The sequence below is a fragment of the Microvirga pakistanensis genome, assembly GCF_004458765.1.
Taxonomy (GTDB): domain Bacteria; phylum Pseudomonadota; class Alphaproteobacteria; order Rhizobiales; family Beijerinckiaceae; genus Microvirga; species Microvirga pakistanensis.
Genome location: NZ_SPJX01000108.1, coordinates 1 through 22,031, shown reverse-complemented (window position 1 = coordinate 22,031; position 22,031 = coordinate 1). Strand labels below are relative to the sequence as shown.

The following is a 22,031-nucleotide window of genomic DNA, read 5'->3' as shown; positions in this document are numbered from 1 at the left end:
GCTTGCGATCCGTTGGCTCAGAAAGCCTGTCCAGATTGAGCAAGAATCAAAGCGCCAAGCTTCTTCAATTGCTCTTCTGTCGATTCGATCATCCAGGTCCGGGGAGCTGGCTTCATGCGTTTGGCCTCGTTGAACTTCGCCTGACCTTCCGTCTGCCGTCCCAAGCCAAAGAGAGCTTCGACGATCGTCGCACGCACCCAGTACTCTTGCTCACCCCGCTTCTGCTCGTTCTCGGCCTGTATGCCGTTCTTCAACAAGCTCTCACCAATGGCGAGAACGCGCTGGCGTACACGGCGGGCCAGAACTCGATCCGCGACGGCCTCTTCGCTTCCGCTCGTTCCGGCGCGGACATCCAGCAGGAACGCATAGTTGATGCCGTTGTAGTGATCGTTCTTCAGATAAAAGCCCTTCTCGTAGGCCCAGATGGCCTTGTCCAGCGCTTGGCGCCTTTCATCCGCCGGTACTGCATCGATCTCCGCCAACCGCTTATGAACTGCCCCCCACAGGCCGAGGGTCTCGGGATCGCTCGATGTCTCAGGCTCGAGAGGCGCCAGGATCTGGATCGCGTCCAGCAAGCGCTGCTTCGGATCGAGGTCTTTCGACTTGTACGTCGCCAGCGCCAGTTGCTGGATCAGGAATGGATCCGCATTGCACGTCTGCACGGCGCACACGCCGGACAGGATTGTCCGCGCCGTCTTGAAGTCTTCCCGGTCGCGCGCGCTCAGGGCCGCATTCATCAACTCGGCCAACGGCTTCGTGAGCGCTTCCCTCTCAGGCTGGCTTGTGGCCTCCACGAGCGCGTCCTGAGTCCGCTTCTCGGATTCTCGCTCCAGGGCCGCAGCCTCTGCCTTCAGGGCGGGGGGCGTCAGATTCCTGATGAACGTATAGACGGGGCTGTCGTAGTTCTGCGTCCTGAAGATTTCCCTGCACGCCTGCGACAGCGCATCTCTCATGCGGGTCACTTCACCGAAATCGATGCCTGTTCCCAGATGCTCGTAATGACGGATGACAACCTGCCCCATGTCGAATGGGATCTTGAAGCCCTTCTCGGCGATGACGATGGTCGTCCGCGGCTTGAGGGCATAGCGAACTCCCAGTTCAAAGAAGGCATTGAGGTTCGCGGTTGAAAGATCGGCAATGACGAGATCTGCATTGAGCAGTTGCTCGTACATTGGGACGTTGATGTTTCCCGCATGTTGAATTTCATCGGCGCGGACGCATTCGAAACCTGCGTCCGTGACCGCCGGCTTGATGATGTATTGATAGGACTTGTCCAGATTGAAGGTCTTGTTTTGGTGGAAGTCCGTCTTCTCACCATAGCCCATGACGACGAAGCAGGTCGGTTTGGTGATCGTCTCATTCATGTTCGCCTTCCTCGATGCAACGATGACTGAGAACCACGAAATCCCGGAGGTGATCGCCTCCTCGTTCCCGCTCTCTTGACGTCAGAGCGGCGCTGCGGGCACCGCAGGCATTCCAGAGCTCTTCTCCAGCGATCGGCCACGATCAGAATTTTCCCGATTCCCGAGGAGCTTCGTACTCGACCTTCACGTAGGCCCTGGTCGGAGCTTGTGCCGGGTTCGTCGATCGGGCCGAAACCAGGTGGTATCCTTCCCGGTCTGCGTCGAACGCCAGACGGAGGGGATCCTGGCCCGAGCTGCGCCCCTGGCGTGTCCGCTCCCCCTCTGTCGTGCTCTTCGCTCCCGCGGCGTCCGGTCGGCTGACGCGCAGCTCGATGTCCCGGCCGCCCTCGGTATAAACCTCGAGGCTTATCCTGGTCCCGACGGCGGCCCATACCGCGCCCGCCAGCGAGAATGTCCCAGGCCTGATCTTCCCGCCGTAGCCCGGCGACGCGGGATTGGCATCGCCGAGATCGTCGTCGAGCTGGAACTCCTGCATCGTCCGGCGTTTCGCGGGCCCGAACCCGCCCGTGATCCCGGCCGGGCCCCAGACGGCATATCCCATGGGCGGCACCCAGATCTCCACGTGACCGGCGCCGTCGGTGAAGATGTCGCCTTGGTTGGCGCCGCTGTAATCGTGCAGCCGGATGTTCGGCCCAAAATCCGTGGGGATCCTGGCCGAGAGCCACTGGCTGCCATGGTCGTTCATGCCGATGACCGCCCTGCCGCTGCGTTCGATCAGAAGGAGGTCGGGGGAGTTCTGGAAACGGACCTTGTAGGCACCGTCCTTGAAGTTGAGCTTCTGGTGCGCCCAGACCAGGTTGACGACGTAGGGCCGGACCGGATGCCTCTCCGGGTCCGCGGCGTACCGGGTGTTCGGGTCGTTGTTCACGAACAGATCCTCGTAGAAGACCACGGGACTGCCGTCGACGGCCATGGCGGCCGCGTAGGCAACGTCGGCCCGAGGATTGTCGGGGTCGAGGGTCGGCATCGCCTCGTTGTCGTTCTTTCGCCAATCGCCGGAACGGTCGTTGTGCTCGTCGGAGTTTTCCTCCGAATCCCAATGGGTGCCTTTCCAGGTGTCGTGGCTGTTGACGAACGGCGATGTCCTGATCCGCTCGTCCTGCTGGACATTGGGCAAGCCGCCCATGTCGAAGAAGCCACCGCCGTCCACGAGCCGGAGCAAGGCGTCCCGGAACCCGATGTCGAACGTCCCGGCCCGTCCGGCGGTCTGGCGCGACCAGGCGTCGATCTGGTCCTTGCCGCCGATGAATTCGCCCACGGCGAAATACCCGTCGGGCCGGCCCATGGCATTGGCGAGCAGGTCCTCCACCACGGCGGGCGGGAAGTGCTTGACCGCGTCGAAGCGGAAACCGTCAACGTCGGTCTGCTTCTTGAACCAGACGAACCACTGACGCGCCTGGTCGCGCATGTAGCGGCAATTGCCGCCGGGATTGCTTGGGGTGTCGTAGCAGATGTCCGGACCGAACATCGGGTCGTTCCAGTCGCCGGAGGTGCTCATGTTGTCCGGATTGGGGTGGAAGTTCCAGTGATCCTTGGGCCAGCGGCCGGCCTCGGGACCGCCGAAGCCGACGTAACGGAACTTCTTGTGCTTCTCGGCGTCGCTGCCGCCCGGAGCCCGCCGGTCGAGCTCACCGCCCTGCACGTGGTTGAGCACGATGTCGGGATAGACCTCCAGGCCGTTGGCATGGGCCACCGCCACGAGCCGGAGCAGGCTGTCCTTGGTTCCGAAGCGCGTCGGAACCGAACCCTTCTGGTTTTTGTCTCCGAGGTCGTAATGGTCGAACGGAAAGTAGCCCATGCTGCTGGTTCCCGCATCGGTCTTGACCGGCGGCGGGATCCAGATGCCGTCGAAGCCCATCTCCCGCAGGCGCGGAGCCAGCTTGGCGAGGTAGGTATACCAGTCGGTCGGATAGCGGTTGTTCCAGGCGTTCCACCAAAACCCCTGGAAAACCACCTTGCCGTTCCAGGGATTGGCTTGTGCGTATCCCGACGGCGCCAGGACGAGGCCGAGCGCGGCCACCGCCAGGATGAGGCGCCGTCCCATCAGAGAGCCCAGATCCATGAAGCCATCCTCCCTCTGTCCACTGGTCTCCCGGCTCCCGTCAGGGACGCAGAACATCGCCGCTTCGGTCGAACTGCGTGACGTCTCCCCCGACGCGGTAATTCGCGGCGAGATCCCAGTTGCGGAACATCCTTCCGTCATTCGCGCCGATGAATTCCATGTAGGGCTTGAAGAGCCGGGACAGCGCACCCGATCCGCCCGCTTGGCAATTCGCCACCCCCACGAACTCGTGCAGCGTTGCCGTCTCGCCGTTCAGGAATGCGGCTGTTCCGATCGGCTTCAGGCGGCTCTTCGGGACGAACAATCCGACATCGTCATTGGCCTGGCTGCCGGTCGCCGCCTGGGCGCTGTAAAAGCCGATGCCGGTTGCGTTCGCGAGGCCTGCGTCCTTGCCTGCCGTGGTGACACGCAGCAGGGCGCAGCCTGAGATATTCTGTCCGGCGCTGAACAGGACCCGGTGAAAGGCGGGCGTGTTGGAACGTGCCGCGAGTTCCTCGGTGCAGTCGATCATCCCGGCATCGATCGGCCTGCAGCGGGCCGTGTCGAGCTGCAGCGGCGCCGTCGCGGCGCGGACCACCGTCACGTCGTCCCGGTCCTGATTGACCACGACGCGCGGAATGGGGGGAGCAGGCTGCACGCCATAGACCGCAACGGAGTAGTTCCGCGGGAACGTTGTCGGCCGCTCGTTCGGTGGGTTGTAGGTGCGGCGCGGCTCGTCGTCTCCGTAGGTGGCGACGAACACCTTCCCGCCGGCCACGAGCGGAGGTGTGAACTTCGCGAACAGGCCGAGGCGGTCGCGCTGCGCCACCTGCTCGCTCGTCCACAGGGTACGGGTCACGTCCTGGGCGTCGAGCGCGAGCACGATGCCCTTGACCCCGCGCTGCCGGTTGGCGTCCCCGTCCAGCGGGACCACGGCCCACAGGATGCCTGTGCCGGCTTTCTTGCCGTCCGCCGACAGGGCGATCATCCCCCCGGGCATGCCCAAGGGCGGGACGAAGGCGCTCCGCTGGGGATCGTCGACGTTCTCCAGCCTCCCTCCCTGGAAACGGTAAGCCTTGAGAGGGTTGTTCTCGCCCCAGACGTAGACCCGCCCGGTATCCGGCCCGTCCCAGAAGACCGGCGAGCCATGGATGTTGCCCCAATGGGTCTGACCGTTATGAACCTGCGCATCGGCCGCCTTGAAGTGCTGGACCGCCTTGGGATTCTGGCAGCCATTGCCGGATCCGCTCGACGCGAACTTACCCATATCGTTGCGCGAGAGCAGGTAGAGCACGCCCTCCTTGCCGCCGCTGACGATCCGCTCCGGCGTGCCGGGAAGCAGGACGGGCCCCGCCGAGCCGAGGTCCAGGTCGAGATCGTTGAGGAACTTGAAATTGCACGGCGTGAAGTAGTCCTTCACCTCAAGATTCTGTCCTCCCAACCTCAGTTTGACGAAGCTGCTGCCGAAGTTGGTTCCGTTGCGGTCCGCATCGAAGGTGCCGTTCCCGGTCATGAGATAGATGTTGCCCTGGCCATCCGCGGCCGGGCCTTGGCCAGACTGCCAGATGCCGCCGTCGTTCCCGGACGGCGTCGGATGCCAGAAGGCCTTCTGGGCCAGGGTCTGGGCATCGAAGGCGAACAGAGCACCCCGGTTCCCGTCACCGCCGAAGCCGACATAGATCACGCCATCTGTCAGCAGCAGCGCCGCGCGCTGCTTGTGCTCGCACGGATTGACGGTCCCCTGCGTCGCGCAGGGGTTGGAGGGATCGGTCGAGGACGGCCCGATGGCAACCGCCGGCATGCGATGCTTACCGTTCCGCAGGTCGAGCGCGTGAAGGCGGAAGACGAGGCCTGCCGGTCCCTCGTCGTGCCAGGCCGCGACGAACAGGGTCGTCTTGTCTTCGCTCACGACAGGGGTGCTCAGGATTCCCCACTCGGGATCGTTGGTGCTCCACATGTCGATGTCTTTCGTGCCCGGCCTCGGCTGTCCCAGCCAGGTCGCCCAGAGCGGCACGGTTCGCCCGTCCGGCCCCCGGTTCTCCTTGTCGGCATCGTAGACATAGACCGTGTTGTGCATCGTCGCGATGATGACCGCGTTGAACGTGCCCCGCACAGCCGGGGCATTCGGGTTGTCGCCCGTGTCGATCGCCAAGTTGGAGACATAGAGAGGCTGGGCTGTCACCTGCCCGTCCGTGTAGAGCGTCCAGAGCTTCGCGAAGCGTCCCGAGGCGACGTTCGCCGTGGTCAATTGGGTCTCGTTGAGATTGGCGCCTGTTCGCGTGTTGCCGTATTGCTGCGTGAGCACGTCCGCCGCTGCCGCGGAACCATGTCCGACGGCAAGAATACACCCAGGGGCGACGATGATGCCGAGGCACAAGGAACGAAGCAGGAGATGCTTCATGTCTGGCTCCCATTCCTGCGATGTGCAAGACACGCAGACGCAACGGCGGGCGGGAGAACGGAAGCATTCGCCAGTTTGACTCTGGCTTGAATGATCTTGATTTGCTTTACGCAGCCGACTGGAGGCGATTAACGAGCCAACGCGAATTCTATTAATTCTACAACAATGCGCACAGCATTGTCGATTCAGAGCGGGGGCGCACCGGCTAGCGCATCATGCAGAAAAGTGGATTCCACTTTAGGTCCGATGCTCTAGTCGAGCGCGCGATCCCAGGGAGGGACGGGACCGAGCCGTTGCACCAGGAAATCGATGAAGGCCCGCACCTTGGCCGGGGGATGCCGGTTGCTGGCATAGACGGCGAACACGCCCGGCAGTTCCAACGGCGGGTGGTCCAAGGTCAGCGCCACGAGGCGGCGCGCACGGATGTCGTTGCCGAGCAGGAAAGTCGGCTCATAGACCAAGCCCTGGCCGGCCAGGGCGGCCGCCACCAGCGCGTCACCATTGCTGGCCTGAAAAGTTCCCCTGATCGGGACGGTGACGGATCCATCGACGCCGAACGACCACCGATGAGGCCCGAGGGTACTCGACAAGGTATAGCCGAGGCAGTTGTGAGAGGACAAATCGGCTACGGTGCGTGGCTTGCCCCGCTCGGCTAGATAGGCGGGCGAGCCTGCGACCAGAAGCCGGCACGGGGCGAGCTTGCGGGCGATCAGGGTCTGATCGTGGATGCGCCCGATCCGGACCGCCACGTCCCAGCCCTCCTCGACCAGATTCACCATGCGGTCGTTCAGGCCCATATCGACGGTAAGCGCCGGATGCAGGCGGGAGAACTCGGCCATCAGGGGAGCGATTTCGCGCACCCCGAAGGACACAGGAGCGTTCACCCGCAGGATCCCGGTCACTTCGATCCGCTCCGCTGCGGCTGTGGCTTCCGCCTCCGCCAGTTCGGTGAGGATGCGCTCAACGCTCTCGAGATAGCGCCGTCCGGCCTCGGTGAGAGTGATCTTGCGCGTCGTGCGGTGCAGGAGCTTGACTCCGAGCTTCTCCTCGAGGGCAGCGACATGCTTGGTCGCCATGGTCTGCGACATCCCCAGGGCGCGGGCAGAGCCCGAGAGACTTCCAAGTGCGGCAACCCGGGCGAACACCCGCATCCCGGTGATCTGGTCGAGCATTGATCTCACTCCACGAGTGTGAAGTGTTAACTCGGTCGACCAGATTATCAAACCCGGCCGCAGAAGGCATATCGCAGGGATCATTCCATCCGGAGACCTCTCATGATCGACACCCGCACCGCCCCTTATGCCGCCACCGTGCTCCGCGTGGCGCTCGGCGTCCTTTTCCTCGCCCATGCCGGCCTGAAGCTCTTCGTCTTCACGCCTGCCGGCACGGCTCAGTTCTTCGGCAGCCTCGGCCTGCCCGGCCCCCTCGCCTATCTGGTGATCCTCGCCGAGCTGATGGGCGGCATCGCCCTGATTGCGGGTGTTTACAGCCGCATCGTGGCGCTGGCTCTTGTGCCGATCCTGCTCGGTGCCATCGTCACGGTGCATGGTTCGGCCGGGTTCTTCTTCAGCAACCCGAAGGGCGGCTGGGAATTCCTGGCGCTGTGGATCGTCGGTCTGATCGCTGTCGCCCTGCTCGGCGATGGTGCTTACGCGCTGCGTCCGACCCCGGCTGCCACCCGCCCCGCGCTCGCGCGTTGAACCTGACACACCCATGCTCACGAGGCGCACGCTCATGACCGCATCCGGAGCCTTCCTGGCGGGTGGTTCTGCGAACCGCCCCGCTCAAGCCCACGGCACCACCCCTGGCGTGACGTCGGCCAGCGCCCCCATGCGGATCGGCACGGTGGCCTTGACCGTGCGCGACCTCGACACCGTCACCCGTTTCTACCAGGAGGTCATCGGTCTCGCTCCAGTAGAGAGCGGCCCTGGTCTCGTGCGCCTGGGCGTGGGCGGAACGGTGCTGCTGGAACTGCGCCATGATCCGGCCGCTCCGCTCGCCAGCCGCCGGGCCGCGGGACTCTTCCACACGGCCTTCCTGCTGCCGACCCGCACCGACCTCGCGCAGTGGCTGTTGCACGCCGCCGAACTGGGCGTGCCCTTGCACGGCGCGTCTGATCACCTCGTCAGCGAGGCGATCTATCTCGCCGATCCGGAGGGCAATGGCATCGAGGTCTATTGGGACCGGCCGAGCGAGACCTGGGCCTGGCGCGACGGCATGGTGGCCATGGACACCCTGGCGCTCGACCTTAACGGCCTCGCGGCCGCAGCCCAGGCCCGCGAGTGGTCGGGGCTGCCCGCGGAATCGTATATCGGCCACGTCCATCTTCAGGTCGGGGGTCTGGAGCCGTCCGATCGCTTCTATGCCGGTCTCCTCGGGTTCGATGTGGTGTGCCGCTATCCCGGCGCGACCTTCCTGTCCTCGGGTGGATATCACCATCACATCGGCACCAACATCTGGAACAGCCGCGGCGCTCCGGTGCGCATGGGACCGACGACCGGCTTGGCCGACGTCGAGATCGTCGCCGACACGGGCATGTTCGAGGCCTTGCGCTCCCGCCTGACGCCCGAGCAAGCCACCGAAGCCGGTCCGACCCGGCTGCCGCTGCATGATCCATGGGGCACATCCATCACCGTCGCAAAGCGCTGAACGGCAGACGGGCACCTGGCGGCGGGCTTGAGGAGAAGAAGCAAGGCCAACTGGCCGACCTGGGCGGCTACGGTAGCGCAGCCGCACCATTGATCGGATCAAATGCACCGACGCCGAGTTGTCTTCGATCCAACCTGAACCGAAAGCGTAGCGAGATGGTCGACCCGGCTCCACCCCCGCCGGCCCTACAGCCCTCAGGATCCCCGATCCTGACCGCCGGCGGCATCGTCCTGGCGATCGCAGGCCTCTATTTCGGCCGGGATATCTTCGTACCCTTCGCCCTCGCGATTCTCCTGAGCTTCGCCCTCACGCCGCTGGTCAACTGGCTCAGGCGACGGCGGCTGCCGCGGATTGCGGCGGTTCTCGTCGCCGTGACCCTTGCCTTCATACTGATCGCGGGCATCGCCTTCGTGGTCGGGCGCCAGCTCGTTCAGCTCGCCGGCAATCTCCCGAGCTATCAGACCACCATCACCGAAAAGATCCGCTCGCTGCAGGCCTCCGCGCCGGGCGGAGGAATCGTCGACAAGGTCACGACGACGATCCAGGATCTGGGCAAGGAAATTTCCGGCGAAGAAAAGCCCGCTGACAACGCCACAGCGCAGACACCCGGGTCGAGGCTCGGAAGCGCTCCCGCGCAGGAGCCGGTCACCGTGAGGCTCGAGGCTCCGCAGGCCAAGCCTCTTGAGATCATCCGAACCGTCGTCGGCCCGCTTCTGGCGCCGCTCGCCACGGCAGGATTGGTGATCATCTTCGTGATCTTCGTGCTGCTCGAGCGGGAAGACTTGCGCGATCGGTTCATCAAACTTGCTGGGGCTGGCGATCTCCAGAAGAGCACACAGGCCATCAACGACGCGGCCTCCAGGGTCAGCCGCTATCTGCTGATGCAGCTCGTGGTGAACCTGACCTACGGCATCCCGATCGGCATCGCCCTCTACTTCATCGGCGTGCCGAATGCTCTGCTGTGGGGCTTGCTGGCGGCGGTGCTGCGGTTCGTTCCCTATCTAGGCCCTTTCCTAGCCGCTCTTTTTCCCATCGCCCTGGCGGTTGCGGTTGATCCGGGCTGGACGATGCTGTTCTGGGTGGTCGGACTGTTCCTCGCCGCCGAGCTCATCAGCAACAACGTCATTGAGCCCTGGCTGTACGGGTCGAGCACCGGGCTGTCGTCCCTGGCCATCATCATGGCGGCCATCTTCTGGACCAGCCTGTGGGGCCCCGTCGGGCTGTTCCTCGCGACCCCTCTGACGGTCTGCCTCGTCGTGATCGGTCGCTACGTGCCCCAGCTCGAATTTCTCGGCGTTCTCCTGGGCAGCGATCCGGTGCTCGCGCCGGAGGAGCGTCTCTATCAGCGTTTGCTGGCCGGCAACCTGGAAGAGGCGGTGGAGGTGGCCGAGGACTACGTCGACGAGCACTCCTCGCGCGAGTTCTACGACAACGTCGCCATCCCGGCCCTTCGTCTCGCCGAAAACGATCGCCAGCGCAGCACCGCCGCCACGAACCACAGGCGTCTCGTTGCCGACACGGCGATCTGCGTCGTGCGGGAGGTCGAAGACCACGTCCGGGAAAAGGCCAGATCCGGCGAGGCGGACGAAGATCGGCCCCTCCCTGCCCACGACACGCAGCCTGCATCCGTCCTCTGTCTGGCAGGGCGTACGGAACTCGATCGCGCCGCTGTCGAGATGATGGCGCAGGTACTCCAGGAGCAGGACGTCGTCGCCCGGGTCCTCCCACCCATCGCCGTAAGCCAAGGCGCCCTGGGACAGCTCGATCTCCAAGGCATCGAAGTGGTGTGCCTGTCCTATCTTCACCCCCAGCCGCAGGTCTATGCACGCTACATCTGCCGGCGCCTCCGCCGCCGGGCGCCTCATGTGAAGCTCGTCGTCTGCTGTTGGAATCTTGCGCCCGGGACGGAGCACACGGACGATCTCAGGAAGCAGATGGCGGCGGATGCCGTGTTCGCCTCCCTTGCAGCCTGTGTCGAGCAGGTGTCCGCATGGGTCGAGCACCCGACGTCGGGCGGCCCAGTCCCCCTTGTTCATTCCGACACCGAGCAGGCGCAGCTCACGGAACTGCACAATCTCAGCCTGGATTCGGCTAAGGACCGTCAGTTCGATGAGGTGTGCAAGACGGTCGCGCAGGCGTTTGAGACCCCGATCGCCCTCGTTTCCTTCGTCGATGAGGTGCATCGCCCTCCATCCGATGCGACGGGCCCAGCACAGGAACCTCAGGATACCCACCAGACCCGCCATGAGCAATTGCTCGACGCGCATGTGATCGCAGCCAACGAGATGCTGGTGTCCGAAGATGTGAGCAAGGATCCCCGTTTCGCCGACGACCCGCTCGTGCTCGAGAAGGGCATCCGCTTCTACGCCGGGGCTCCGCTACGGACGTCAGCGGGACTGGTCATCGGCACCCTGTGCGTCATCGACACCCAGCCGCGCGAGTTCTCGGAATCGGATCGCCGACGCCTCCAACATATGGCCGACACGCTGATGAACCGGATCGAGCGCCGCTCTGCGGAAGCCTCGGGCAAGGCCGAGCCGCTCTCGTCGCAGTCGCGCACAGGTCATGAACCGGCCCTCTGATGCGGCCCACAGGGCAGAACCCAACGGCGTGCTACAAGACCGTCATCGCCCGATCCAAGAGCAAAGGTGGCGCGCAGCTGGATCGCACGGCTCAACCACGCGTCTCCACATGGCGGACATTCCCGCGACGTCCGAAGCCGGTCATCGTCTTGGATAGAATGTGAGCTACCTCTGCAGCGGCCCGGTTCACACGAGCAACCGGGAAGGAACGGTACGCAACAGAGTCGTGGATTCCTTCAGCGCCTGAACAACGTGTGAATCAAGCCGCCACGTCGAGCAGCGTCCTGGCGCTCGACCTGAACATGAAGCGGTTCAGGGGCATTCTCCAGCGCGCGCCCGACAGCCTGAGCCGATTCATCCAATTCCTGGAGGATTGGCTCACGTGTGAGCTCTCCTTCGGCCTGTTCGTCCGTCGTGGACTGCACCTCGATCTGCCCCGGAAAATCGTTCCAATGTTCGTACAAGATGTAGTCCCGGTGCCCGGCCCTGATGGGAGACGTTCGGTCGAGGATAACCTGACGGGACACATCCACGACGATCAGGGGACCATGAAGAACCGTTTCGTCGAGCCGGCTCACGGTGCCCTCGACGAAGCTTTCCATCGGAACGGGAGGGTGAAAGTGGATGCGAACGCTATCACCGACTGCGATCTTCACGTAAGGCATCTCAGACATCGGCAGATGCTCCGTCTCGGTGAGGCTGGCGCTGTGAGGCCCATATCGCCGCTTGGGTGCGATTAGTTGCCCCGATCTTGCGCAGAATCGCCTTGACGTGAACCTTGGTGGTGGATTCGGTAATATTCAGCTTGTGGGCGATGATCTTGTTAGGGTTTCCCTCTCTCAAGAGGCCCAGGATCTCTGTTTCTCGTGCCGATAGCTTGTAAGCCTTCAGATCAGGCAGTCTTGCTTCGCTTGCCTCTTCAGCGTCGCTGCCCTGAAGCGGCATGTTCCGATCTTGAGTGGCGCCTTGCATATAGGAGGCGAGGACTGCCGAAGGCACCATGCCCTCGCCGAGCATGACCAGTTCAAGAGACGCCATCAGGACATCAGGAGCGCTTGCGGCAAGGCAGAAGCCCGCGATGCCCGCACTGCGTCCCATCACCACAAAGTTGAGGTCGAACCAATCCGCGAGAGCAACGATTCTGGCCGCTGGGAACCGCTCATTGACCTGCTTGGCAATCTGAAGCGTGCGAGGGGTGCTCTGATTGGCTTCGATGATCACCAACGCAGGCTCATGAGCCAAATGCGGAAAACGGGTCGGATCAGCAGCGGAAGCTGCCTCGGTGAGAACGAACGGCGTTCCCGCCAAGAGATCTTGGAGGCCTGAACTAACCAGAACGCTATTAAATATCAGAGCTGTTCGGATCGTTGGAGAGGAAATGCTGGATCGTTTGTTGATCTGAGATGAGCAGCCATGCACAAGCGTCTGCGCAGTCATCATACCCCCTGTGGGTTACCCTAGGTAAAGGCAATGTAGACAGGCGGCGGATCCTTGTCTGTCGGATAGACGACAAGACTTGGCCAGCAGAAAGTCCTAACGATAGGCCAGGATGAAACCTTATTCCTAAATCCGCCGGTAGGCTGTCTCCTAGAGGTCAGGAGCTGGGTCGGCCCACTTCCTGATGACGACCCGTCGAGGCTGAAGCCCGCGCCTTTGAAGTTCCGCTTTGAGCGTCTCATGAGACCGATGGGCGTCGCCAAATGGAGGCATGATGATCGGCCCGCAGATCCGCGACCCCGACAAATCGCTCCGGACAGCCATGGAAGAACGACTGCATCTGGTGCGCGCGTCCCGGCCACCTCGCACCATCTCTTCGTTCGACTGCGTTCGTCAACGTCCCAAACGAAGATGGGATTAAAAGGCCGCTTCGCATCGTATACGTCAGTAGGATAACGGAACCGTCCAGACCGGCCGAAGAAGATACATTCCTGTCAAGATCGTAATCCCACTGCGCCCGGCAAGGCTCAAGGCTTCTCAGATGGACGAATCTTTACGTGGCTGGAGGCTATGATGGATCTCGATGCATTGACGACCCTGCTGCCCGACGTCATCCGGGCACACCGGGGCTGGGCTCCCTTCATCGTTGGCGCCCTGGCTTTCGCCGAGTCTCTCGCCATCGTGTCGTTCCTCGTTCCATCCACCTTCCTGCTTCTCGGCATAGGAGCTCTGATCGCGGCCATGGGACTGGATTTCTGGCCTGTCTGGCTGGGAGCAGCTCTCGGGGCGATCCTCGGTGATTGGGTCTCCTATGCGATCGGATACAGATTCAAGCACGCGGTGTTCGGAATTTGGCCGCTCTCTCGTCATCCCACGCTGGCCGACCGAGGCGAGCGATTCTTCTCCCGATGGGGTGCATGGAGCGTCTTCCTGGGGCGCTTCATCGGTCCAATGCGGGCTGTTGTTCCATTGACGGCCGGCATCTTCGCAATGCCGATCCTGCTGTTCCAGATGGCCAACATTGCCTCTGGATTCGTTTGGGCCTTCATCATGCTGGCGCCAGGCAGCGGCCTGACTGCCCTGGCGCAGTGATCATTCAGCCAAGAGGTGCTCCGCTGATGAGCCTCTTGCGGGCAGAGTCAACCATGCCTAGTTCAGCTCTGCCTTAGGGTCCGGGCCCCTCTGGCGAGCGGGTCGCCGCTCGCGATGTCGGACGCCTTCTCTTGCTTTTGCACCCACAAGCGCGAACAACTGGAGGATCCAGTCTTGGCTTCCACTTCTTTCGAGCCTCCCGGCGAAGTCCATGGCTGGGAGGTTGCGCTGGCCTGATCCCATCAGACGCAAAGATCTTCGCAAGCGTGCGGATTAAGCCCTCCACCGACTCCGTATACCTCGCATGAACGACGCCAAAGGCACAGATGTCATCGGGCTGCTCGGCCCTCTGCGGCGCTATGCCCGATCCCTCACCCGCGACGAGATCCATGCGGAGGATCTGGTGCAAGACACGCTTGTCCGTGCCTATGAGCGGCGTGGCTCCTTCCGCGCCGGCGGCAACCTGCGCGGCTGGCTGCTCTCGATCCTGCACAACACCTTCATCGATCATCGACGTCGTCAGGTTTCGGAGCTTCGCCGCCTGGAACAGGCTGCCTCATTCGCCAACACGCAAGCTCCGGCCGAGCAGGAAAGCCGGGTACGTCTCCAGCAGGTCCAGGCCGCCTTCATGAGCCTGCCGGACGAGCAGCGTGCCGCCCTGCATCTCGTGGCCATCGAGGGCCTCCCCTACCAGGAGGCGGCCGACGCCCTGAAGATCCCGGTCGGCACCCTCATGTCCCGCCTGGGCCGCGCCCGTGCCGCCTTGCGAGGCTTCGAGACGGGAAGCGAAGTGCTGCAAAACAAGCGTTCAGGCCTGCGCATTGTCGGAGGATCCGATGTCTGACCCCATCACCGAAGCGGACCTTCTCGCCTATGTGGACGACCAACTCGCTCCGGCCCGGCGGATCGAGGTCGAGGAATATCTTGCGCACGATCCGGAAGCGGCCGTTCGGGTCATGGCCGACTTAAAGAATCGGGATGCCCTGCGGCTGCTTCACGCCGCGCCGTTGGCTCGTCCCTCGGAAACCATGCTCCGGTCGGCCGCCCGGCTCGAGCGCGCCCTCGCATGGCAGGAGTTCGGGCTGAAGCTCCGCCGGATCGCGGCCGTTGTGGCGCTCGTCGGGTTCGGTTGGTTCGCCCACGGCCAGGTGGGCCTGGGCGTCACCGACAGCGAGGCATCCCCCAAGCCCCCGGCCTTCGTTGAGGATGCATTGCACTCGCACGAGACAGGCCTCTTGCGCGCCCGCATGGTCTCGCAGCCCGAAGTCGAAGCCTATGATCCCTCCGAGATCCTGGCCGTGACCGGGATCCGGCTCCCGTCCCTGCCTCAGGATTGGCAGGTGCGGGATGCGCAGGTCTTTCCGTCGCGCTACGGCCACAGCGTCGAAATCGCGATCGATGCCGGTGAGCTCGGCCGGGTATCCCTCTTCGCCGCGCAGGCTCCGGCCTTCGACGTGACCGCCCCGACCCTGGCCCGCTTCGACAAGGTGAAGGCCGTGTACTGGCAGACCGGCCAACTCGCTTACGCGCTGACCGGAAACGGCAGCGACAAGTCCCTCGAACGGGCGGCCCTCCGGCTATCCCATATGCTTCAGTAACCCCCTCAGGAGACACAACCGATGAACACACCCTATGCCTGGCAGACCGCCACTGCCCGTCCCAGCGGCGCCCTCTTCGACGAGGGCCTGCGCCAGCACATGCTGCGGGTCTACAACACCATGGGCGTCGGTCTTGTGGTGACGGGCCTCGTGGCCTTCTTCGTCGCCTCGACACCGGCCCTCTACGTGCCGATCTTCCAGACCCCGCTCAAATGGGTGGTGATGCTGGCGCCCCTGGCTTTCATCTTCTTCTTCTCGTTTCGCATGGAGCGGATGACGGCGGCCTCCGCACGCACCGCTTTCTTCGCCTTCTCGGCGGTGATGGGCCTGTCGCTGGCCTCCGTGTTTCTGGTCTTCACCGGCGCCAGCATCGCCCGCACGTTCTTCATCACCGCGGCCATGTTCGGCGCGACCAGCCTCTACGGCTACACCACCAAGCGCGACCTCTCGAAGTTCGGCTCGTTCCTGATCATGGGCCTGATCGGCATTCTCATCGCATCGCTGGTGAACATCTTCCTCGCCTCCAGCGCCCTGCAATTCGCGATCTCGATCATCGGCGTGCTCGTGTTCACGGGACTGACCGCCTACGACACGCAGACCATCAAGGAGCAGTACGCCGAAGGCTTCGGGCACGAGACCAACAGCAAGATGGCCGTGTTCGGCGCTCTCTCGCTCTACCTGAACTTCATCAATCTGTTCCAGCTGCTGCTGAGCCTCACCGGGCAGCGGGAAGAGTAACCTCCGTCCATTGCCAGAAAGGATCGATTTTCATGGACCATCAGGACCGTCAGGCCATTGAGCAGCTCTTCGGCAAGATCGCTCAGGTGGAGCGCCAGTCCGCTCCTCCGGACACCCAGGCGGCGGATTTCATCCGCTCGCAGATCAACCAGCAGCCGAATGCGCCGTACTACATGGCGCAAACCATCGTGGTGCAGGAGCAGGCGCTGAGCGCTGCCCACGGCCGCATCCAGCAGCTCGAGCAGGAGCTCGCCAGCCGCCCGGCCGGCGGAGGCGGCTTCCTGGCCGGCCTCTTCGGCGGCGGATCGTCGCGGCCGCAGCAACAGCCGTCCTACCAGTCGCATCAACCCTATCAGCAGCCGATGCACGGCATGCCGCCTCACATGACGCCTGGTATGATGGGCGGCATGGCTCCCCGAGGAGGCGGGGGCTTCCTGGCCGGTGCGGCACAGACCGCCATGGGCGTGGCCGGCGGCGTGCTGCTGGGCAACATGATCGCCGATGCCTTCTCGGGCGGAGATGAGCCGAAGGCGGCCGATGCCGGCCAAGCCGAACCCCAGCAAGCTGCGGCCGAGGACTTCGGCGGCGGCGATCTCGGCTTCGAGGAAGACATCTGATTCCGAAGCAGGCGCAGCCCTGAACGCAGGGCCGCCAGGTTTCGTCCGCAAGAGATCAAGACCTGCCGGCGCGCCGCGCCGGCAGGGTTGTCATGGCTCATTTCGGATGCGTCCCGAGGCACGGCCGGGCCTCTCATTGACCAACTCAGCCGTCAGGTATAATTTTAGGCAGACCTTGGCAGATAACCTTCGTCCGCTTTCCGGATGAGGGTTTTTCTGGAGGCTGGACATTGCGCGGACTCGCGCTCTGTCGACTAGAGCGGTGTTACGACTTCGCGTGGAACCCTGCTTTAGATGAGATTTGCGTGCCTTCTGTTTCATGCCAGCGGCCTCTCGAGGCGAAGGATGAGCGGGGATGGCTGTAGCGCTCATACTGGTTCTGATCACCGTTGGCTCGGTGGCCTTCCATCTCTTGAGCCCTTGGTGGTGGACGCCCATTGCATCCAATTGGGCGTATATCGACTCGACGATCATCATCACCTTCTGGATCACCGGCGCGGTCTTCGTCGCGGTCGTTCTCTTCATGGCCTATTGCGTCTATCGCTTCCGCCATCAGCCTGGCCGGCAGGCTCATTATGAGCCGGAGAGCAGACGGCTGGAACTGTGGCTGACCGTCGTCACCGGCGTTGGTGTCGCAGCCATGCTGGCGCCGGGGCTGTTCGTGTGGAGGCAGTTCATTACGGTCCCCCAGGATGCGACCGACGTCGAGATCCTCGGTCAGCAATGGCAATGGAGCTTCAGACTGCCCGGTCCCGACGGCAAACTCGGTGTGTCCGATACGCGTCTCATCAGCCCCGACAATCCGCTCGGCGTCAGCCGGGAGGATCCGGCGGGACAGGATGACGTGATCGTCGAAGGCGGCGAACTGCGCCTGCCTATCGGCAAGCCCATCAAGGCGCTGCTGCGCTCCGTCGACGTCATTCACGATTTCTACGTGCCGGAGATGCGGGCCAAGATGGACCTGGTGCCGGGTCAAGTCTCCTACATCTGGTTCACGCCGACCCGAACTGGAACGTTCGAGATCCTTTGTGCGGAACTCTGCGGCGTCGGTCATGCACAGATGCGGGGAACGGTCGTCGTCCAAGAGCAGAGCGATTACCAAGCATGGCTGCAGGATCAGGCGTCGCGCAGTTTCGCGCGCCTCGCACCTGCGGCCCAATAAACGAGTTGCCGGCTTTCGGCGCGCAAGGGGGCAGAGCAAGCGGACAGGGAGTGCAGCCTGATGGTTGATGTCCCACTCGGATCCATCGGAGCGGCGCCCGCCGCAGCCGTCGACGATGTCGAACTCTATCACCCGCATAGCTGGCTGACGAAGTATGTCTTCAGCCAGGATGCGAAGATCATCGCCATCCAATACTCGCTCACAGCTCTCTCGGTTGGACTGATCGCCCTCGTGCTGTCGTGGCTGATGCGCCTGCAGCTCGGTTTTCCAGGCGTCTTCTCGTTCATTGATGCGAACGCATATTACCAGTTCATCACCATGCATGGGATGATGATGGTGGTCTATGTGCTGACGGCGCTCTTCCTCGGCGGCTTCGGCAACTACCTGATCCCGTTGATGGTCGGCGCACGCGACATGGTCTTTCCCTATGTCAACATGCTGAGCTTTTGGATTTACCTCCTGGCGGTTCTGATCCTAGTTGCGAGTTTCTTCACGCCGGGCGGCCCCACCGGGGCCGGTTGGACCCTGTATCCGCCCCAGGCGATCATGTCGGGCACGCCGGGCGGGCAGGACTGGGGCATCATCCTGATGCTCGTCTCGCTCATGGTCTTCATCATCGGCTTCACCATGGGCGGTTTGAACTACGTGGTGACGGTGCTGCAGGCGCGGGCACGCGGCATGACCTTGATGCGCATGCCCTTGACCGTCTGGGGGATCTTCACCGCGAGCTTCATGGCGCTGCTGGCGTTTCCGGCCCTGTTCGTCGGAGCGGTGATGATGCTGTTCGACAGGGCTCTCGGCACCAGCTTCTTCATGCCGGCGATCGCCGAGATGGGGCAGCCTCTGGAGCGCAGCGGCGGAAGCCCCCTGCTCTTTCAGCATCTCTTCTGGTTCTTCGGTCATCCAGAAGTCTACATCGTCGCCCTGCCCGCCTTCGGCATCGTTTCCGACCTGATCAGCACCCACGCGCGCCGCAACATCTTCGGGTACCGCATGATGGTCTGGGCCCTTCTCGCAATCGGCGCCCTCAGCTTCGTGGTCTGGGCCCACCACATGTATGTGAGCGGCATGAATCCGTATTTCGGATTCTTCTTCGCCACGACGACGCTCATCATTGCCATTCCAACGGCGATCAAGGTCTATAACTGGGTTCTGACCCTCTGGCGTGGGGACATCCATCTCACCGTCCCGATGCTGTTTGCGCTCGCCTTCATCGTCACTTTCCTGAACGGAGGGCTCACGGGCCTGTTCCTCGGCAACGTGGTGGTGGATGTCCCGCTCTCCGACACTATGTTCGTGGTCGCGCACTTTCACATGGTCATGGGCGTCGCGCCCATTCTCGTGATCTTCGGAGCGATCTATCACTGGTACCCGAAAGTGACAGGGCGGATGCTGAACGATGCGCTCGGGAAACTCCATTTCTGGATCACCTTTCTCGGTGCCTACGCCATCTTCTTCCCAATGCATTATCTCGGCCTCATGGGCGTTCCGCGCCGCTACTACGAGATCGGGGAGATGAGCTTCGTTCCCCCGTCGGCCCATATGCTGAATGCCTTCATCACCATCGTGGCTCTGATCGTCGGCGCGATCCAGTTGGTCTTCGTGTTCAACCTGTTCTGGAGCCTGCGCCATGGAAGGCCGTCCGGGGGTAATCCCTGGCGGGCGACAACCCTCGAATGGCAGACTCCGGAAACCCCGCCTCCGCATGGCAACTGGGGGCGGGAACTGCCGGTGGTCCACCGCTGGGCCTACGACTACAGCGTACCGGGTGCTGCGGAGGATTTCCTGCCGCAGAACCAACCGAATGCTCAGGCCCGGCAGGGAACGTCCAATGAGTAGCATCCTCCTCTTCCTGTCAGCGCTTTTGCCCATCGGGATGTGGTGGCTCCTGCGCCAGGGCGTGATGTCGAAGCCATGGCTGGAACAAGGAGTTGTCGAAGGGCTGCCGGGACCGCCACCAACCTCTGCGGCAAAAGTGGGCCTCGGCGTTTTCCTGGCTGTCATCGGGTCGCTCTTTGCCCTCTTCATCAGTGCCTATGCGGTGCGGATGCAGATGCCGGACTGGCGCGATGTCCCGCTCCCGAACATCCTGTGGCTGAATTCAGGGATGCTGCTGCTCAGCAGCATCGCCTTGCAGGGAGCGCGGAACGCGGCGCGTGACGGGGATGCCATGGCGCTGAAGATAGGGCTGCTTGCTGCAGGCGTGACGGCCCTGGCCTTCGTGTCCGGCCAGCTTTTGGCTTGGCGACAGCTGACAGGGAACGGATATCTCCTGACGTCCAATTCAGCCAACGCATTCTTCTATGTGCTGACCGGGATCCACGGGCTTCATGTTCTGGGCGGTTTGGCGGTGCTGGGCAGAACCACCGCGGCGGCTTGGCGCGGGCGACTGTCCGAGCGGCTGAAGCTCAGCGTGGAGCTGTGCGCCATCTATTGGCACTTTCTGCTCGTGGTTTGGCTGATCCTTTTGAGCATCCTGGCGGGTTGGGCAGGGAGCTTTGTCGAGATCTGCCGGCAGCTGCTGACTTGAGAGGACATCCTGTCATGGCCGAGCAAGCCTTTTCCAACCTCCAGGCCGCCTCCCATGAGACCTCGGGCCTGCGCAGCGTCGCGGCCGACTTTTCCTCCGACAGGCAGGCGTTCAAGAACGTGCCCTGGGGCAAGGTGATGATGTGGATCTTTCTGCTCAGCGACACCTTCGTCTTCGGCAGCTTCCTGATCGCCTACATGACCGCGAGGATGTCCACCACGGTCCCGTGGCCGAACGCCAGCGAGGTCTTCGCCCTGACCATCGCAGGCACCACGCTGCCGCTGATCCTGATCGCCATCATGACCTTCGTGCTGATCAGCAGCAGTGGAACGATGGCGATGGCGGTGAATTACGGCTACCGCCGCGACCGCAGGAAAACCGCGGCTTTGATGCTTCTGACGGCTCTCCTCGGCGCCACTTTCGTCGGCATGCAGGCTTTCGAATGGACCAAGCTGATTCACGAGGGCGTGCGCCCTTGGGAGAATCCCTGGGGCGCCGCCCAGTTCGGCTCGACATTCTTCATGATCACGGGCTTCCACGGGACTCATGTCACATTTGGCGTGATCTTCCTTCTGATCATTGCGCGGAAGGTCTGGCGTGGCGATTTCGATCAGGAGCGCAAAGGGTTCTTCACCAGCCGTAAGGGCAATTACGAGGCCGTGGAGATCATGGGGCTCTACTGGCACTTCGTCGATCTGGTCTGGGTTTTCATCTTTGCCTTCTTCTATCTCTGGTAAGGGGCCGGTCATGAAACAGGCAACCGCACACACCCCCTCCCATGCGCAGGGACAGCAGCATCCCATCAAGCTCTATCTCGTTGTCTGGGCATGGCTGTTCATCTTGAGCGCGGGTTCCTACTTGGTCGACTACTTCCAGCTCCAGGGTATCCTGAGATACGGCCTCATTCTCCTGTTCATGCTGCTGAAGGCAGGTCTCATCATCGCCGTGTTCATGCACATGGCGTGGGAGCGTCTGGCCCTCGTCTATGCCATTCTGGTGCCGATGAGCGCCGTGCTGGTTTTCATGGGCATCATGGTTCTCGAGGCGAACTACACCCTTCTGTCGCGGATGACCTTCTTTGCATCAGGCCATTGAGCAGCAGGAACCCAAACCTTCCGAGTGCGGCTGACTGGGTGCATGCAGGATAGGCCGGTCCATTGAATGGGCGTGCTCGGCAGGAGGCGGCCCATCCTGTGGAATAGCCCCTCCCCTGCTTCTCATCGAAAATACGCAACAGAGCCAATCAGGATACTGCCGAGCAGGATCAGGGCGAAAGCCGGCCAATGTTTCTTGAGGCTGAAGGATTTCGTGCTCTGCCGCGGCTCGAGGCTCACGCCTGTCCCCACGGTCTCACTTGGCTTCGGACTGCTCAGCCGCCCTCCCCAAAGAGCCTGAGCAGCACCGTAGAGCACACCGCCGATGATGAGCAAAGCACCAAGCCAAATGAGGAGAATGCCCGAATCCATGGAGTTCTCCATGCTTGCCGAACGATCGATCATAGCATGATTGCTGCGGTTTGAGGATAAGCCCGGTCAAGCGCCCCGATGGCTCGGCCCGATACGTGCTGATCACAGCGGCTATGATATCGGCCTGAGGTGGGGTGTCGGCGCAGGGATTTGGAGCCTGGGTGCCGACGGTTCCGATGTGTTGTGCAAGCCGGTTTTGGCGAGGCCTTTCGGCCCCGATGCGCATCTGCAGGGCGCTCCGGCGGCGTTGTGAGGCTGTGCTCGACGGGCGCTGAACAAGCAGAAGCGCTTAAC

The 22,031-nt window shown here is 62.9% G+C and carries 20 protein-coding genes; 13 read left to right on the top strand and 7 right to left on the bottom strand.

Annotation, left to right across the window (positions count from 1 at the left end; genetic code table 11):
* Nucleotides 1–17 precede the first annotated feature (17 nt).
* The 4 genes from E4K09_RS03180 to E4K09_RS03165 all read right to left on the bottom strand — a co-directional run bounded on the left by E4K09_RS03180 (nt 18) and on the right by E4K09_RS03165 (nt 7,038).
* Nucleotides 18–1,364: a TRAFs-binding domain-containing protein gene (locus E4K09_RS03180; RefSeq protein WP_204985681.1), complete on the bottom strand. Its 1,347-nt coding sequence runs from the start codon at nt 1,362–1,364 to the stop codon at nt 18–20.
* A gap of 142 nt (nt 1,365–1,506) precedes the next feature.
* On the bottom strand, nt 1,507–3,486 hold the full coding sequence (locus E4K09_RS03175) for an alpha-amylase domain-containing protein (protein ID WP_166802136.1): 1,980 nt from the start codon (nt 3,484–3,486) through the stop codon (nt 1,507–1,509).
* A gap of 40 nt (nt 3,487–3,526) precedes the next feature.
* Entirely contained in the window at nt 3,527–5,866 is a 2,340-nt protein-coding gene (locus E4K09_RS03170) for a PQQ-binding-like beta-propeller repeat protein (protein WP_134495141.1), read from the bottom strand.
* A 251-nt stretch (nt 5,867–6,117) separates the two neighbouring features.
* Nucleotides 6,118–7,038 carry a LysR family transcriptional regulator gene (locus E4K09_RS03165; RefSeq protein ID WP_134495139.1) on the bottom strand — a complete coding sequence of 307 codons (921 nt, stop codon included), beginning with the start codon at nt 7,036–7,038 and terminating at the stop codon, nt 6,118–6,120.
* Nucleotides 7,039–7,140: 102 nt separating this feature from the next.
* Here E4K09_RS03165 and E4K09_RS03160 point away from each other — a divergent pair, with 102 nt between their 5' ends.
* The 3 genes from E4K09_RS03160 to E4K09_RS03150 all read left to right on the top strand — a co-directional run bounded on the left by E4K09_RS03160 (nt 7,141) and on the right by E4K09_RS03150 (nt 11,097).
* A complete protein-coding gene (locus E4K09_RS03160) occupies nt 7,141–7,566 on the top strand; it encodes a DoxX family protein (RefSeq protein WP_134495137.1) in 426 nt (141 codons plus the stop codon).
* A gap of 130 nt (nt 7,567–7,696) precedes the next feature.
* Nucleotides 7,697–8,515 carry a VOC family protein gene (locus E4K09_RS03155; RefSeq protein ID WP_425293811.1) on the top strand — a complete coding sequence of 273 codons (819 nt, stop codon included), beginning with the start codon at nt 7,697–7,699 and terminating at the stop codon, nt 8,513–8,515.
* A 155-nt stretch (nt 8,516–8,670) separates the two neighbouring features.
* Entirely contained in the window at nt 8,671–11,097 is a 2,427-nt protein-coding gene (locus tag E4K09_RS03150) for an AI-2E family transporter (protein WP_134495133.1), read from the top strand.
* Nucleotides 11,098–11,333: 236 nt separating this feature from the next.
* Here the strand turns inward: E4K09_RS03150 and E4K09_RS03145 are convergent, their stop codons facing one another.
* Entirely contained in the window at nt 11,334–11,771 is a 438-nt protein-coding gene (locus E4K09_RS03145; RefSeq protein ID WP_134495131.1) for a hypothetical protein, read from the bottom strand.
* Entirely contained in the window at nt 11,764–12,534 is a 771-nt protein-coding gene (locus E4K09_RS03140; protein WP_166802135.1) for a LuxR C-terminal-related transcriptional regulator, read from the bottom strand. Before E4K09_RS03140 ends, E4K09_RS03145 begins: the two co-directional genes overlap by 8 nt.
* A gap of 573 nt (nt 12,535–13,107) precedes the next feature.
* Between E4K09_RS03140 and E4K09_RS03135 the strand changes: the two genes are divergently transcribed.
* The 10 genes from E4K09_RS03135 to E4K09_RS03090 all read left to right on the top strand — a co-directional run bounded on the left by E4K09_RS03135 (nt 13,108) and on the right by E4K09_RS03090 (nt 21,366).
* Nucleotides 13,108–13,626, top strand: coding sequence for a DedA family protein (locus tag E4K09_RS03135; RefSeq protein ID WP_134495127.1), 519 nt, complete (start codon nt 13,108–13,110; stop codon nt 13,624–13,626).
* A gap of 304 nt (nt 13,627–13,930) precedes the next feature.
* Nucleotides 13,931–14,470, top strand: coding sequence for a sigma-70 family RNA polymerase sigma factor (locus tag E4K09_RS03130; protein WP_134495125.1), 540 nt, complete (start codon nt 13,931–13,933; stop codon nt 14,468–14,470).
* Nucleotides 14,463–15,224, top strand: a complete 762-nt coding sequence (locus tag E4K09_RS03125; protein ID WP_134495123.1) for an anti-sigma factor family protein — start codon at nt 14,463–14,465, stop codon at nt 15,222–15,224. Before E4K09_RS03130 ends, E4K09_RS03125 begins: the two co-directional genes overlap by 8 nt.
* Nucleotides 15,225–15,245: 21 nt before the next feature.
* Nucleotides 15,246–15,962, top strand: coding sequence for a Bax inhibitor-1/YccA family protein (locus tag E4K09_RS03120; protein ID WP_134495121.1), 717 nt, complete (start codon nt 15,246–15,248; stop codon nt 15,960–15,962).
* Nucleotides 15,963–15,994: 32 nt separating this feature from the next.
* Complete coding sequence (locus tag E4K09_RS03115; RefSeq protein ID WP_134495119.1) at nt 15,995–16,579, top strand: DUF2076 domain-containing protein; 585 nt, start codon at nt 15,995–15,997, stop codon at nt 16,577–16,579.
* A 355-nt stretch (nt 16,580–16,934) separates the two neighbouring features.
* Nucleotides 16,935–17,741 (top strand): cytochrome c oxidase subunit II, encoded by an 807-nt coding sequence (locus E4K09_RS03110; RefSeq protein ID WP_134495117.1) that lies wholly within the window; start codon nt 16,935–16,937, stop codon nt 17,739–17,741.
* A 60-nt stretch (nt 17,742–17,801) separates the two neighbouring features.
* Complete coding sequence (ctaD, locus tag E4K09_RS03105) at nt 17,802–19,580, top strand: cytochrome c oxidase subunit I (RefSeq protein WP_134495115.1); 1,779 nt, start codon at nt 17,802–17,804, stop codon at nt 19,578–19,580.
* Entirely contained in the window at nt 19,573–20,271 is a 699-nt protein-coding gene (locus tag E4K09_RS03100) for a cytochrome c oxidase subunit 3 (protein WP_134495113.1), read from the top strand. The genes ctaD and E4K09_RS03100 overlap by 8 nt, the downstream gene beginning before the upstream one ends.
* 14 nt (nt 20,272–20,285) lie before the next feature.
* Nucleotides 20,286–21,008 carry a heme-copper oxidase subunit III family protein gene (locus tag E4K09_RS03095; RefSeq protein ID WP_134495111.1) on the top strand — a complete coding sequence of 241 codons (723 nt, stop codon included), beginning with the start codon at nt 20,286–20,288 and terminating at the stop codon, nt 21,006–21,008.
* 10 nt (nt 21,009–21,018) lie between these two features.
* Entirely contained in the window at nt 21,019–21,366 is a 348-nt protein-coding gene (locus E4K09_RS03090; RefSeq protein ID WP_134495109.1) for a cytochrome C oxidase subunit IV family protein, read from the top strand.
* Between the two features lie 122 nt (nt 21,367–21,488).
* Here E4K09_RS03090 and E4K09_RS03085 read toward each other — a convergent pair whose 3' ends face one another.
* On the bottom strand, nt 21,489–21,737 hold the full coding sequence (locus E4K09_RS03085; protein WP_134495107.1) for a hypothetical protein: 249 nt from the start codon (nt 21,735–21,737) through the stop codon (nt 21,489–21,491).
* Between the last annotated feature and the right edge of the window lie 294 nt (nt 21,738–22,031).